This window comes from Candidatus Arsenophonus phytopathogenicus, from assembly GCF_056113345.1.
On sequence record NZ_JBUIOB010000019.1, the window covers coordinates 330,367 to 344,648 of the forward strand.

General features: G+C 36.1%; 11 protein-coding genes and 4 pseudogenes. 7 read left to right on the forward strand and 8 right to left on the reverse strand.

The window, feature by feature from the left end; genetic code table 11:
• Positions 1-66: 66 nt before the first annotated feature.
• Complete coding sequence (locus AC01GB_RS16415; RefSeq protein WP_474452926.1) at positions 67-336, forward strand: aldose epimerase family protein; 270 nt, start codon at positions 67-69, stop codon at positions 334-336.
• A 171-nt stretch (positions 337-507) separates the two neighbouring features.
• Here the strand turns inward: AC01GB_RS16415 and fadR are convergent, their stop codons facing one another.
• Positions 508-1,230: a fatty acid metabolism transcriptional regulator FadR gene (fadR, locus tag AC01GB_RS16420; RefSeq protein ID WP_474452714.1), complete on the reverse strand. Its 723-nt coding sequence runs from the start codon at positions 1,228-1,230 to the stop codon at positions 508-510.
• Positions 1,231-1,455: 225 nt separating this feature from the next.
• On the opposite strand from fadR, the gene nhaB reads away from it, so the two are divergent.
• Together nhaB and dsbB are read left to right on the forward strand one after the other, a co-directional pair.
• Positions 1,456-2,997: a sodium/proton antiporter NhaB gene (gene nhaB, locus AC01GB_RS16425; RefSeq protein WP_474452715.1), complete on the forward strand. Its 1,542-nt coding sequence runs from the start codon at positions 1,456-1,458 to the stop codon at positions 2,995-2,997.
• Between the two features lie 217 nt (positions 2,998-3,214).
• Positions 3,215-3,736 carry a disulfide bond formation protein DsbB gene (gene dsbB / locus AC01GB_RS16430; RefSeq protein WP_474452716.1) on the forward strand — a complete coding sequence of 174 codons (522 nt, stop codon included), beginning with the start codon at positions 3,215-3,217 and terminating at the stop codon, positions 3,734-3,736.
• 148 nt (positions 3,737-3,884) lie between these two features.
• Here dsbB and AC01GB_RS16435 read toward each other — a convergent pair whose 3' ends face one another.
• Positions 3,885-4,217 (reverse strand): DMT family transporter, encoded by a 333-nt coding sequence (locus AC01GB_RS16435; protein WP_474452717.1) that lies wholly within the window; start codon positions 4,215-4,217, stop codon positions 3,885-3,887.
• Between the two features lie 202 nt (positions 4,218-4,419).
• Here AC01GB_RS16435 and ttcA point away from each other — a divergent pair.
• A pseudogene (gene ttcA, locus AC01GB_RS16440) lies at positions 4,420-5,312 on the forward strand (tRNA 2-thiocytidine(32) synthetase TtcA).
• Positions 5,313-5,557: 245 nt separating this feature from the next.
• On the opposite strand, the gene zntB reads toward ttcA, so the two are convergent.
• Positions 5,558-6,544, reverse strand: a complete 987-nt coding sequence (zntB, locus tag AC01GB_RS16445) for a zinc transporter ZntB (RefSeq protein ID WP_474452718.1) — start codon at positions 6,542-6,544, stop codon at positions 5,558-5,560.
• A gap of 248 nt (positions 6,545-6,792) precedes the next feature.
• Here zntB and AC01GB_RS16450 point away from each other — a divergent pair, with 248 nt between their 5' ends.
• Complete coding sequence (locus tag AC01GB_RS16450) at positions 6,793-7,116, forward strand: Ail/Lom family outer membrane beta-barrel protein (RefSeq protein WP_474452719.1); 324 nt, start codon at positions 6,793-6,795, stop codon at positions 7,114-7,116.
• A 1-nt stretch (position 7,117) separates the two neighbouring features.
• Positions 7,118-7,348, forward strand: coding sequence for an Ail/Lom family outer membrane beta-barrel protein (locus tag AC01GB_RS16455; RefSeq protein WP_474452720.1), 231 nt, complete (start codon positions 7,118-7,120; stop codon positions 7,346-7,348).
• A gap of 89 nt (positions 7,349-7,437) precedes the next feature.
• Here the strand turns inward: AC01GB_RS16455 and AC01GB_RS16460 are convergent.
• Positions 7,438-9,062, reverse strand: a pseudogene (locus tag AC01GB_RS16460) (peptide ABC transporter substrate-binding protein).
• A 161-nt stretch (positions 9,063-9,223) separates the two neighbouring features.
• Between AC01GB_RS16460 and tpx the strand changes: the two are divergent.
• Complete coding sequence (gene tpx, locus AC01GB_RS16465; protein ID WP_474452721.1) at positions 9,224-9,727, forward strand: thiol peroxidase; 504 nt, start codon at positions 9,224-9,226, stop codon at positions 9,725-9,727.
• Between the two features lie 105 nt (positions 9,728-9,832).
• Here the strand turns inward: tpx and tyrR are convergent, their stop codons facing one another.
• The 4 genes and pseudogenes from tyrR to AC01GB_RS18120 all read right to left on the reverse strand — a co-directional run bounded on the left by tyrR (position 9,833) and on the right by AC01GB_RS18120 (position 14,211).
• On the reverse strand, positions 9,833-11,365 hold the full coding sequence (tyrR, locus tag AC01GB_RS16470) for a transcriptional regulator TyrR (protein WP_474452722.1): 1,533 nt from the start codon (positions 11,363-11,365) through the stop codon (positions 9,833-9,835).
• 240 nt (positions 11,366-11,605) lie between these two features.
• A pseudogene (locus AC01GB_RS16475) lies at positions 11,606-12,668 on the reverse strand (YcjF family protein).
• Positions 12,665-13,997 (reverse strand): annotated as a pseudogene (locus tag AC01GB_RS16480) (YcjX family GTP-binding protein). Before AC01GB_RS16480 ends, AC01GB_RS16475 begins: the two co-directional pseudogenes overlap by 4 nt.
• Positions 13,978-14,211, reverse strand: coding sequence for a phage shock protein PspD (locus AC01GB_RS18120; RefSeq protein WP_488656433.1), 234 nt, complete (start codon positions 14,209-14,211; stop codon positions 13,978-13,980). Before AC01GB_RS18120 ends, AC01GB_RS16480 begins: the two are co-directional and overlap by 20 nt.
• Positions 14,212-14,282: the final 71 nt, after the last annotated feature.

The window sequence follows — 14,282 nt, forward strand, 5'->3', positions numbered from 1 at the left end:
TCTAGGCAAACATTATATTGATAAAGTAGCTGATCGTAATGTTTACACAGAAGAGAAAAAACTTATATAACCACTCGAACTGATCGTATTTATACTGAATCGGATGATTGTAATTTGGTGTATGATAAAAATTGGCAACGTATTTTAGAAATACACCATTACCATCATAGCGACATAGTCTGTTGGAACCCGGACGCTGAACTATCCAGTACCATAAAAGATATGACCAGCGATGGTTACAAAAAAATGCTATGTTTAGAAACAGCCCATATTAGCCAGCCAATACAACCAGCAGGTGAAAAACCAGCCCGCATGTTTAACCTTAGGTGTGCGTAGCATCAAGATGCGAGATGTAATGTTATAGCTTTGCGATTTTTATGCAGAAATAATAATCAAGATTGTTAAAATTTATTAGTGTCTTACACTAATAACCGCTATCTCAATTAACGCCCTCATTTTTGATGAGGGAATAAAAATAGGCTGATAGCGCATTAACTAGCAACGAGTTTAACGTAATTCAGACAAATTATTTATCATATTGTCTTTATTTTTCATCTCACGCCAAATATTGCCACTATCTTTACCATAACTACGAACCCGATCTAACACCAGATCATTGTTTTCTTGTCCACATATTTTGGCTAAATCATGGTAGAAACGGCAAGCAAGCTGACGCGCCTTAGGATCAGAAAAATAGTAACGGCCAACACGGGTATATAATCCTTTCAAACCATTTAGGAGCAAGCCATAGATAGGATTACCAGAGACAAATGCGAGTCCACGAAAAATATTATAATCAACTGTACTAAATGCTTCAGAACAATCTTCTATATTCTCTCTTATTGATAATATCTCTAGTGATTTTGATTTACTTTTACGAAAGGCAGTTCGAATAAAAATAGCTGAAATATTGGTTCTAACAGATAACAAATCTTCAATCAGTTTAGGTGCTCCACTGTGATCTAACCGCGCCAGGGTTTCTAAAATGTTAAGTCCTGAGGTTTCCCAAAAATTGTTTACTTTAGTTGGTTTTCCATGCTGAATAGTTAGCCAACCGTCTCTGGCAAGCCGCTGTAAAACTTCTCGTAATGTTGTTCTCGTTACCCTAATTAACTCCGATAGCCCACGTTCAGCGGGTAAAATTGAACCCGGCGGAAAATGGTTATTCCAAATACTTTCAACAATATACTCTTCTGCAAAATTAGCCGGACTTTGCGCTCTAATAATCATATTTTTATCTACCTAAAACAAATTTTTGCCATTAATAAAACAAGATAATATCAGAATGAAAAAGTTTGAGGTAGCCGAGTTATTAAGAAATACTAATCTGACCATAAAGACTTAATGCAATTTGTCGTTAATTAGGAAATCGTTCTTTTAATTTCTGGTATAAAAAACGTAGTATGCTAGGTTAGTCAATTTTACTTATATACTAGTGAAGGAAAGCAAGTAATAATGAATATAAATATCAGACAAATTATGTTAAAAAATTTCCTTGGTAATTCCCCTGAATGGTACAAATTGACCATTATTTTCTTCTTGATAATCAACCCGCTGTGCTTTTTTTTGGTTAACCCTTTTATTGCCGGTTGGTTATTGATTACTGAATTTATTTTTACCCTTGCCATGGCGCTAAAATGCTACCCACTACAGCCTGGCGGATTAATTGCTATTGAAGCGGTAATAATTGGGATGACTTCACCACAACAAGTAAGTCATGAAATTGCTAATAACATTGAAGTAATTCTGCTATTGATTTTTATGGTTGCAGGTATTTACTTCATGAAACAATTGCTATTATTTGCTTTCACAAAATTATTACTGTCAATTCATTCTAAACGTGTACTCTCACTGGCTTTCTGTTTAGCAAGCGCTTTCCTTTCGGCCTTTTTAGACGCACTAACAGTTATTGCCGTTGTGATAAGTGTAGCCGTTGGTTTTTATTCTATTTATCATAGCTATGTATCCAGCCAGAAAGAGCTTCTTACGCCGGAGAATAACGCTGACATGACCGAAAAAGGCCAGATCCTTGAACAATTTCGAGCTTTTTTACGTAGCCTAATAATGCACGCCGGCATTGGCACTGCATTAAGTGGCGTAATGACAATGGTTGGTGAGCCACAAAATTTAATTATTGCTAAATATGTTGGCTGGAATTTTAGTAATTTTTTCTTACATATGATCCCGGTGACGTTGCCGGTATTTGTTTGTGGCTTAATTATTTGCTATTGCGTCGAACGTTTTAAATTATTTGGTTACGGCGCTGAATTACCTGAAAGTGTCCGCCATATTCTGCAAATCCACGATAAAAAAGCCAGCAGAAAACGGGATCGGCGAGAAAAATTGCAACTAATAACTCAAGCATTAGTAGGCGTTTGGTTAATTATTGCTTTAGCTTTCCATCTTGCAGAAGTCGGCTTAATTGGTTTATCTGTAATAATCTTAATAACCTCATTTTGCGGCATAACTGATGAGCACACCATTGGCAAAGCATTTGAAGAAGCTTTACCCTTTACCGCCTTATTAACGGTATTTTTCTCAATTGTGGCAGTCATTATCGATCAACACCTTTTTACGCCATTTATTCAATTTGTATTACAGTCTTCAGAATCATCGCAACTTGTTTTATTTTATTTATTCAATGGGTTACTTTCTACGATTTCAGATAATGTTTTTGTTGGCACAGTCTATATAAATGAAGCGATGAGTGCGTTAAAAGCGGGATTAATATCACGTCAACAATATGAATATCTGGCAGTTGCCATTAATACGGGGACTAATTTACCTTCAGTCGCAACGCCAAACGGCCAAGCCGCTTTTCTGTTTTTATTAACTTCAGCGCTTTCACCACTTATTCGCCTTTCATATGGCCGAATGGTTATAATGGCTTTACCTTATACTATTGTTATGACGCTAGTCGGTTTACTAGCCGTAGAATTATGGTTGATCCCGGTAACAGAGTGGTTCGCTTCATTAGGCTTGATAAATATAGCCTAATAACTTTTTATTAATAATGCTATTATTTATTTGAAAATAATAGCATTCTCCTGTCATTTTAAGCAAAAACTATCGGCTAAATAGAAAATTCATTTTAACAATTTAATTCATTATCCTATCTTATTAACTAATTTAAATTAGCTGTTTTTTTGTCCTAAACAAAATACGATTATATGCTTGCCTAACTAACTTATCGAGATAATGGAATAGAATGAACATGTTTAAATTTTTTTACTCATACTCTCAAACCAGAAAAGCCTGGTTGCTACTAGCTATTAGCGACTGTATGTTAGAAATTATTGCACTTTATTTTCAACACGGCATGGGACTTAGACCCTGCGTATTATGCATTTACGAACGGATAGCGATATTTACTATCTTAGCGGCAGGTTTAATTGCTGCCATGGCACCAAAAAGTGCTTTTCGCTTAGTAGCACTAATTTTATGGTTATATAGTAGCTGGGAAGGATTGAAATTAACCTTCGAACATACCCGACTACAACTCTATCCCTCTCCTTTTGATTCATGTGATTTTGTCGTTAACTTTCCTTCATGGCTGCCACTTAACCGCTGGTTACCGACTGTTTTTGAAGCCTACGGTGACTGTAGCCAAAAACAATGGTCATTTTTGAATATTGAAATGCCCGTATGGTTATTAATTATTTTTATTGCTTATTTCTTGGTGGCAATAATTGTCTTGTTAAGCCAATTTTTATGGTTTAGAAAAAATAGTCATTAAGACAATTTGGGCTGAACTAATAGTTATCAGCCCAGCTTTCGCTATGGCGATTTGATGAAAATAGTGCAGGTTTTCAACTGAAAATAGTCAAATAGCTAAATAAGTATTAGGGTTAAAAGATTATTAACTAATGCTCCTTTAATGATTATCAATGAACACTACTTTTAGAAACCAGATTAATAACTAAAACTCCAGAAATAATCAACAAAATACCTAAAATGGCTGGCCAATCTAATTTTTGCTGATAAAGAAACAACGCTGCCACAGACACCAGCACGATCCCTAAACCAGACCAAATGGCATAGGCAATGCCTAATGGCATCATTTTGACTACTTGTGATAAACCAAAAAATGAAATGCTATAACCAATAACAACAATAATCGATGGCAACAAACGGGTAAAACCATCGGAAGCCTTTAATGATGTGGTTGCAATCACTTCAGCCACAATCGATATTAATAGATATGCCAATCCGTTCATTTATACTCCTAAATATGAACTATATCATCACAATGGTAAGATAATCGAAGCGTTGATTGCCAGTATGTGGAGTAAAACTAAAATAGCCAGCAAAAGTTTTCTTTTGCTTTAAACTAGCCTAAACTGGTCGCATTTTCTTATCGCTGTGGATTTAAAAATCATTCTTTTGATAATAAAATCGATTACCTTTAATACATTAGTAATAAATATGAATCAACAAAAAGAACAATATAATTTTAATAAACCACAAAAAAAGTTACACCGTAATGTTAGCCAGGCGATCGCTGATTTCAATATGATTGAAGAAAATGATCGCATTATGGTTTGCCTTTCTGGCGGCAAAGATAGTTACACCCTATTATCAATATTACAAAATTTACAAAAAAGTGCACCAGTAAATTTTACTTTATTTGCCGTCAACCTTGACCAAAAACAACCAGGTTTCCCTGCCAACATTTTGCCATCCTATCTCAACAAACTCGGTATTGAATACCAAATAGTTGAAGAAAATACCTACTGTATTGTGAAGGTGAAAATTCCGGCAGGAAAAACTACCTGCTCACTATGGCTCTCGTCTGCGTCGCGGTATTTTTACCGGACTGCCAGCGAACTGGGAGCCACTAAAATCGCGTTAGGCCACCACCGCGATGATATTTTACAAACTGTATTTCTCAATATGTTTTATGGTGGCAAACTCAAAGGGATGCCCCTAAGCTAATGAGTGACGATGGTAAACATATCGTTATTCGTCCCTTAGCTTATTGCCGGGAAAAAGATATTGCCAACTACGCAAAAATTAAAGCATTTCCAATTATTCCTTGCAATCTTTGTGGTTATCAACCCAATTTACAACGGCAAGTTATCAGCAATATGCTAAGAGAATGGGATAAACAGTAGTACCCAGGACTAATTGAGACTATGTTTCAAGCGATGCAAAATATTGTTCCTTCGCATTTATGCGATAGCAACCTATTCAATTTCAAACAAATTAATCATACCAGCAACATTATTAATGGTGGCGATTTAGCATTTGATAAAGAAACGGTTTCCCATCATCAACGCCCACCAAGATCATTCTCCCCCAGATTGGGATAATATAGTTGAAATAAAACAAAAAAAAGCCGATGTATTAAACATCGGCTGATAGTGGTCAATTATTCTGTATAATAACTCAATATGAGAAAAACTACAATTATGGAGCACAACGTTCATCGCTTAACGTTGCATTCACCTGCAAAATCAATTCTGCCCTAGTTAAGGTTAAAACATCTTGATATAGCTCAATTTCTTTTTTTACTAAACTAAATAACTGGAAATTTTATATTGAAAAATGTTTTATTTTATAGCCATTTCCCTCTTTTTAGCCACCAGATAACAAAACTAATTAAGCAACTTAATAATAAACAAAAAACACTAAATGCAAATTTAAATTCACTACCAGGTATACCATTGAGGTTAACCCCAAATAATCCGGTTAAAAAGGTTGATGGAAGAAAGACAATCGCTAAGATTGACATAGTATAAATCCGTTTATTTGTTGCCTCTGATATCAACGCATTAATTTCATCGGTAATTACAGCGGTACGAGCAACAAAACCATCCAATTCATCAATACAGCGTCGAAGCCTTTCGGCATTTTCCTGCATGCAGTGGCGATCATCATCGCTCATCCATAAAAATTTTTCTGTCGCTAAACGAGTAAAAACATTCCGTTGAGTAGACATATAGCGGCGCACAATAATAACCTGTCTTCTTAATAACGCTAATTTTCCTCGTTCAGGGATCTCTTCAGTTAAGATCGTTTCTTCCATTTTAATTAAACGATCATGCAAAATATCGGTAAAATCACTCACTTCATCGTTAATCGAATCAGCAACTTCGACTAACCATTCTCCGCTCATTTTTGCGCCAACATGATGATTAAGATCGTCAATAACAGGCTCAAGAGATTTAACTTTGCGATGTCGACTAGAAATAATTATCTGATTATTAATATAAATACGAAAGGCAACTAGCTGTTCAGGTCGGTCACCAATATTTTTATTAATCGTTTGTAAATTAACCAATGTACCATCACCAGTTCTTATTATACGCAACCGATTAATATTTCCTGTTAGTCCATCTTTGATGGTTGAATTGAATAATCCAGAATGCTTTTGCTTTATCCATTGATAACTGGCTTTATTTCTATAATCATAGTGAAGCCAAAATGGCATTTGTGGTGTCGCTTCCGCATTAACATCGATAGCAATAAATCCACCCTCTCCATCTAATTGGTAAGCATGCACAAGTTCAGAGCCCTGAATGATTGAGCCATAAATAGCCACAACAAATATCCCCCTATTACGGTCAATTTTTGTTCTTTTCCTTTTTAAAATAGTCGTATTTCTGCTTAATTTAGGATTAATTGCGTCTGACATTTTATTTTTTATGTCAATAAGCGATTCTGTATACCGTTATTCATTATAAAAAATAATAAAATTAAAATAAATTAAAAACAAATTAATAAAAAGTTGTTCACAAGTGAAAAATAATTAAAATAATTTATCATACAAAATATAAACTAGGGACAGTTATGAAAAAAACCGTTATTTTTACATTAATAACTAATTTATTTTTTTCAGCAACAGGATTTTCAACTTCACCTCAATCGCAAACCTTCAGTCTAGGCTACTCTAATCTCTATTACCATGATAATTTGCTTACTGGTATCAATATTAATTATGACTACCAAATAGACAACCATTGGGGAGTATTAACGTCGATAAGCTGGAATAAAGGCAATCAATATTGGCGTAGTTACAATTATTCCTATCAACCAGTTAAACATAAAGTGAATATCGATTACCTCAGCTTACAAGCCGGCCCCAGTTATCGTTTCAACAATTACTTAACTTGATATGGCACTATCGGATTTGCTCGTTTTTACCCTACATCATCGCGAAAAATTCGATAATATAACGCTGAATTCGATGAAGCATAATACAGGCCTTGGTTGGGGAGTCGGAATAAAAATCAACCCAATCAACATGCTAAGCCTCTATTTAGGCTATGAAGGGGCAAATAAGGATGACTATCTGTCAAATCCTACAGTGAATGGATTTAATATTGGTTTAGGTTATCGATTCTAGTTGTCTAATTTACAATTTTGTACACTTGATGATATTCAGGGCATAATTTCATCACTGCCCTGCATTATGGAGGCTAATTTAGCATTGAATTAATGTTTAATAACATAAAGGGTATGACTATAACTTACACTTTCTGGATTGTTGACTGGATAGCCCTTTAACCAATATTTAATTAAATAGCCACGACTATAATAGTAAATCGGTGCAATAGGCGATTGAGTTAATAACATTTTTTCTGCTTGATTATAAAATCGATTACGATTTTTACTATTCTTTTCCATCATGGCCGATGCAATGATTTCGTCATAGTCATTATTTTTGAATTTGGCCCAATTACCAGCGTTGGAAGATGTCATGACATTTAAAAAAACTCGATGGCTCATTATATTCAGCAACTCTGGCAGCACCCAGCACATTAAAATGACCTGCATTACGACTCTCTGTGTAAGTTTTCCATTGCTGATTAATCAAAGTTATCTCAGCACCTAACTTTCTTTTCCACATAGAAGCGATAGCAGTAGCCACCTTTTTATTATTTTCTGAATTATTGTACACCAGAGAAAGCTTTAACGGATTATGGCTACTAAATCCCGCTAAATGCAATAGAACTCTAGCTTGTTCATCTAACTCTTTTTGATCATAACCATCATAAAAACCTCTTTCCGGAGTAAAATCAGCTATGATATCGGGTATAAAACGATAAGCGGCTTTCTCGCCATCAGCTAATATTTTGTTAGTGATAACTTCTCTATTAATTGATACAGATAATGCTCTTCTAACTCGTCTATCATTAGTTGGTGGCTTTTGCGTATTAAAAACATAGTAATAAGTTGCCAATTGCTTGGCCAAATAAAATTCATCAGGTATTTGCTGCAATAATTTGCTATCTAAATGCTCAGGCAAAAATTCTGTTTCGACAACATCACCTGCAAAATAACTTTGCCATGCTCGAGCTGTCTGTTTAATCGGTACAAAAGTTACTATAGTTAAAATTGTATTTTTATGATCCCAATAATGTCGGTTAGGTTTCAAAACAATTTTTTCGCCAGCAATACCCTCAGATAACATAAAAGCACCATTGCCAACTAAGTTTGTTGGTGCGACCCAATTTTGGCCATATCTGGCAATTATTTTCTGATTAACCGGAAAGAAACTAAAATGGTTAGTTAAATTTAGAAAATAGGGTGCTGGCTGCTCTAAAGTTACCTTTAAATTATGATTATCAATGGCTTAGACACCAAATTTTCCAATTGGTAGTTCATTATTAATAATTTTTTGCGCATTCTTGATACCCGCCAGGGTGGCAAAATAAGCAAATGGTGAATTATTTACTGGATCAACCAAGCGACGCCAGCTATAAACAAAATCTTCATCCGTGACAGGGTCACAATTTGACCACTTGGCATTCGGTCTTAAATAAAAAAACCAAATCCCATTACCGGCGGTTGTCCAACGATTTTCCACACCAGGAATCGGACTACCGGCTTCATTTTGATTAGTTAATCCTTCAAATAAATCACGTATTACATGCGATTCCGCTAAACCAACATTGCTAATCAGGATCAAGAGAAGTTGGATCTGCATTAATCTGTCTAACTATCTCTTGTTTTTCAGCTAATAAGTCCCCTCTAACCACCAACGCAGCCACGGCAGGTTTAGTATTGACGATACAATTTAAAAAGAATATTGCTAATGCTGTTCTATAGCGAAGCATATAGATTTCCATATTATATCCCGATGTTATTATAATTATAGAAAATAATTTGGTTAAAACGATTAGATATAACACAAGTTGTTGTAACGATTTAGATAGGAAACTTAATTATTTTCATTTAGAATTGTTGAACTAAATGTTATTAAGAAGGAAAGGATAAGATGTCAACTAGTACAAATTTCAAAGGGGAAGGTGTTGCTATCAATGGTAATTTCTTACAACCTATTGATAAAGCTAAACAATTTACCCTTGTAGCGAGCGATCTTGCAGAAAAATCCTTGTCAGATTATCAAGGCAAACGAAAAATTCTTAATATATTTCCCAGTATTGATACCGGTGTTTGCGCTACCTCTGTTCGCAAGTTTAACCAAATAGCCAGCCAACTAGAAAACAGTGTTGTATTGTGTATTTCTGCCGATCTTCCTTTTGCACAGAGCCGGTTTTGTGGCGCTGAGGCTCTTGAGAATGTAGTTACTTTATCGTTTTTTCGCGCACCTACCTTCAGTAAAGACTACGGCGTAGAAATGACCTCTGGGCCATTAAAAGGATTAGCAGCGCGTGCAGTGGTTATCATCGATGAAAACGATAAAGTCATTTATAGTCAATTAGTTGATGAAATCACCCATGAACCCGACTATGATGCCGCTCTTAATGCCTTAAAATAGTGATATTAATACTTACTAAAAATATCTGTTTTTTAATTAAGCTATTTGTCTAGTTTTAATTCGATAGCGATAAAACTTATCGCTATCTTGATCCAGATTACACTATCACTCACCCTCACTCTCTTTTTTATGACTTAATCCATACTCCCGCAACTTATTTGCAATTGCTGTATGCGACACATTAAGCCGTTTAGCTAATTTACGCGTACTTGGATAATCTTGATAAAGTCGCGCCAATATTGAAGCTTCAAAATGTTTTGTTAATTCATCTAACGTACCATTTAATTGATCGGCGCTAAACAATGAAATATCTTTTAGATCTGGCAAATGAATATCTTGTGGCGTTAATTCTCGTCCTGCCAATTGAATTAAGGCCTGATAGAGAACATTACGTAGCTGCCGCACGTTACCTTGCCAGTCATAACTGGCAAGGTAATGCCCTAACTTAGGCGAAAGTTTTGGTTTTTCAATACCTTGTTCTTGTGAAAATTGCCTAACAAATTCTACCGTAAGCGGTATTATATCAGCTTGTCGTTCACGCAGCGGGGGTAAGTTCACCGTTAATACATGCAGGCGGTAGTATAAATCTTGCCTGAATTGCCCTTTTTCAACTAATTCCAGCAAGTTTTTTTGTGTCGCGCAGATCACTCTGACATCAACTTTAACTTCTTGCTCTTCACCTACCCGACGAAAGGTACCATCATTTAAGAAACGTAACAGTTTGATCTGCATTTGTGGCGACATTTCACCAATTTCATCAAGTAAAACAGTACCTCCATTCGCTTGCTCAAAAAATCCTTTTTTAGCCTCAATGGCATTTGGATAAGCCCCTGCAGCATAACCAAACAGCTCGTTTTCTACCACATCCTCTGGCATCGATGCACAATTAAGCCCTAAGAAAGGTTTATCGCCTCTGATGCTCTGCAAGTGACAAGCTTTAGCTAAAGTATCTTTACCCGTTCCGGTGTCCCCAACCAATAGAAGCGGTTCATCAAGTAAAGCTATTTTTTTTAGATCCTCAACCAGCTGGCTCATTTTGGGACTGACTGCAATGATGTGAGCAAAACTATCTGCTACTGCTATTTTATCTGCTTGATACTGTTGCTCTGCGGGTAATACTTTTAGTAGAATAATGGCGCCTGCATTTTCAATCGAACCCGTTGCTTTATGGTTGTTAATTGGCGTAACCTGCAGCAAATATTTATTACCTTTAATCACCACTTGTTCAGAATAAGATTGTAAATTATTTTGCTCTAGTAATTTTGCCAAACGCGGGTGATTTATTAGCTGATTAAATTTTTTTTCTTTTAACTGATTATTATCAATAGCGAACAATTGTAACATCGCTGAATTGGCTAATTCGATGTGAGCTTTAGCATTAACCGAAAAAATAGGATCAGGAAATGTATTTAATAGAGTTAATAATAATTTTTTTTCATGCTCAGAAGGCATAAAAGAGACCGTCTTAACATCTTTAACACCACGAATACGCCGAATTTCAGTCATTAACAGTTGAAACGTCGTAGTGTCAATTTGAACAAATTTGAGATAAATATTACGATTTGGTGAAATTTCAATCCCTTCAAGGTCAATGTTTTGTAAAACAAGTAAATCAAGTAATTCACGTGTTAGTCCCATTCAATCTTGGCAAATCACTTCTAATCGCATCACTGAGAACCTTATATCTATATAATTTAATATTCAATTAATTAAGTATGCATTTTTATTTATTAAGCTACCATAGAAAACGTTTTATAACATAAACACTAGCACCAGAAATGATAAACGGATAAGCATTAATCTAATATTGCTGCTTACCATTTAGTCAACAGGGATCTTAATTAAAAAATTACCCAATTAAGCTTGATGGTGAATTAGTTAAATATTTTTATGCTCAAGGCTTTTTGGCATAATATTTTTTAACTGTCTGAATAATTGACGACGAAAATCAGCCAATTTAGGTTTATCATCCATCCACGGAAAAGGACGGCATAACTCCATCGTTTTAATACCTAATCTAGCTGTGAGTAAACCGGCGCCGATCCCTTGAGCCGCTCGTGTAGAGAGCCGGGCCATAATATCTTGCGATAACCAATCCATGCCAATTTCACGCATCAACTCACTTGCTCCAGCAAAAGCAATATTAAGTAATACCATTTTAAATAATCGGATACGGCTATAATTCCCTAGCTCAATGCCATAAATATCTGCAATGCGATTAATCAATCGAATATTGCGCCAGGCAATAAATGCCATGTCGACAATAACTAAAGGACTAACGGCAATCATTAACGCCGATTCAGCTGATGAACGATTAATCTCTTTCCTAGCCTGCTCATCCAAAATAGGTTGCACTATTTGGCTATAAAGTGTCACGATTTCTTTATCATTATGACTATCATGGATTGTTGTCTGCCAACGTTTCATCGGCGGATGATCTAAGCCTATCGCCGATTGTTTGCCTAGCTTTTGACAAAATTCACGCCCGCCATGCATACCATGACTTTGCAAAAATTCTCTAGTCTGGATGCGTTCTTGACTACGTTCTTTTAAATAATAAAGCCGCCGCCATTCAGTTATTATGGCGCCAATAGCAGCAATAATAATTAAGCCACCAGCCGCGACAATAGCTAAAGAAACCCAATTTTGCTTTATCCACGCTTGGTAGATCCATTGGCCGATCTGAGCAAAAATAGTCACTACGATTAAACTTAAAGCAATAACCACCAGTTTACGCCAAAAACTATAGCGCGGTTTGAGTGCAGCATTGACCAATGCCTCAATTTCACCTTCTCGTTCGTCATTTTCTGTTTCGTGTCTGCTAGTTGCAAATTGTTCAGGCGCTAATTGATCAAACACTTTGGCTTATTTTTAACTTTGTTTTTTTGTTTGCCGGCAAAGACTCATCAAAATCGATGCGGGATTTTAGCGGTTTACTCATTTCAATTTATCTCCGAGTAAAAATTCTAAAGCACTATCCAATCGAATATGAGCAACAGGTTGATCAGTCGCTGTTTCGCGAGGCCGAAAAGATTCAAAATCAAATCCCTGCTTTAACCAAAAATCAGCATTAGGCAAACGCCGTGGTACCTCACCTGGAAAAAAGTCATTAATCGAGCATCAGTTAATCGATGTCCCTTTAAGGCAGGTACCCGTTCTCCCTGATATTCAATCATGCCATTTTCTGTCGCCTGAATTGAAGCTAGTGCCAGACAATCCATGCTGATCCCTTCAAAAGCGGTATTTTTCCAGGCTGCACGCACTAATTGCTGGAGCAATGAAACTAAATTGGCATGTTGATCATGGGTTATATGATCAACCTTACTTGCCGCAAAAAGTAATTTATCAATATGTGGTGAGAACATGCGGCGCAATAGTGTCCGTTTACCATAATAAAACCTACGCATAATTTGGGTTAATGCGGACTGCATATCATTAAATGCTGCCGGACCGTTATTTAATGCAGATAAACAGTCAACTAAAACAATTTAACGCTGTTGCAACATACCAATATTAGACTGTTTGTCCGCTTGCTTTAATTTCAATTCATCTGTTGTATCAATATTGGGCCAAGGAAAAAACTGCAATACCGGTGCCCCTGCAAGATCACCAGGTAATACAAATCGCCCTGGTTGAATAAAATATTGCCCCTGTTGTTTACAAAAAACCAAGTAATCGGTGTAAGCCTGAGCAATATTAGCTAATAATTTCTCATCAGCCGCTGCAAAGGGCTCTTACTGTTGACAAAGTTGCAACCATTGCTATGCACCCTCCTTATCACGGCCTTTTAATAGCTGTTGCATTTGCCGTGACCAACTAAAATAGTCCTGAGTCAACATAGGCAGATCCCAGCAACCATTCGCCTGGATAGTCAATAATTTCAATATATAAATTAGAAGTCTCTTTGACGTGGCGTAGCAAACTCTGTTGCGATCGATAACGTAGTTGCAAGCATATTTCACTGATCCCACGGGTAGGAGTCGGCCATTGAGGAGGTGAATGGTACAATGCTACTATATTTTCGTCATAAGCAAAGCGAGGAATATTAAAATGTTTCTGCAGGATCTGTTTTGCACCTAATAGACGGCCATCTCTTTCGGCGGAAAACAGTGGCAAACGCGCCCCCACTGTGCACATGTAGTAACTGATTAACCAGCGAGGTAATAAATGCCGTTTTACCACTACGGCTAAGCCCGGTAACTGCTAAACGGACATGACGACCTACGCTTCGATTGACCAGTTCACTAAGCTCACTTCGCAATCGTTTCATATTTCTCCCATAACAACTTACGCACAAGTTTAGCGATGCCTGGACGTTGCAATAGCTGTATAACTATTAACATAAACCATCGCAAAGGTTTGCGGCTAGTATATTTTAACATTAGTCCAATTATTTCTGCTGGCGCGTAATTAATAACCATAATTATTGCTATTATTGCCATTTTTACGCTTAAAATATTGATTTTTGGTCTGATAATCAGCATATTATTCTGTTAATACATAGGATGATTTTTAATTAATAAGAAAAATAATTTTACGGTAGAGCATCATTGAC

Excerpts from the sequence above, each read along its gene's own strand:
- dsbB (WP_474452716.1), top strand. The coding sequence starts at position 3,215 with ATGTTTAAATTTTTTTACTCATACTCTCAAACCAGAAAAGCCTGGTTG.
- AC01GB_RS16455 (WP_474452720.1), top strand. The coding sequence starts at position 7,118 with ATGGCACTATCGGATTTGCTCGTTTTTACCCTACATCATCGCGAAAAA.
- AC01GB_RS16435 (WP_474452717.1), bottom strand. The coding sequence starts at position 4,217 with ATGAACGGATTGGCATATCTATTAATATCGATTGTGGCTGAAGTGATT.
- tpx (WP_474452721.1), top strand. The coding sequence starts at position 9,224 with ATGTCAACTAGTACAAATTTCAAAGGGGAAGGTGTTGCTATCAATGGT.
- AC01GB_RS16450 (WP_474452719.1), top strand. The coding sequence starts at position 6,793 with ATGAAAAAAACCGTTATTTTTACATTAATAACTAATTTATTTTTTTCA.
- AC01GB_RS18120 (WP_488656433.1), bottom strand. The coding sequence starts at position 14,211 with ATGCTGATTATCAGACCAAAAATCAATATTTTAAGCGTAAAAATGGCA.
- fadR (WP_474452714.1), bottom strand. The coding sequence starts at position 1,230 with ATGATTATTAGAGCGCAAAGTCCGGCTAATTTTGCAGAAGAGTATATT.
- tyrR (WP_474452722.1), bottom strand. The coding sequence starts at position 11,365 with ATGGGACTAACACGTGAATTACTTGATTTACTTGTTTTACAAAACATT.
- nhaB (WP_474452715.1), top strand. The coding sequence starts at position 1,456 with ATGAATATAAATATCAGACAAATTATGTTAAAAAATTTCCTTGGTAAT.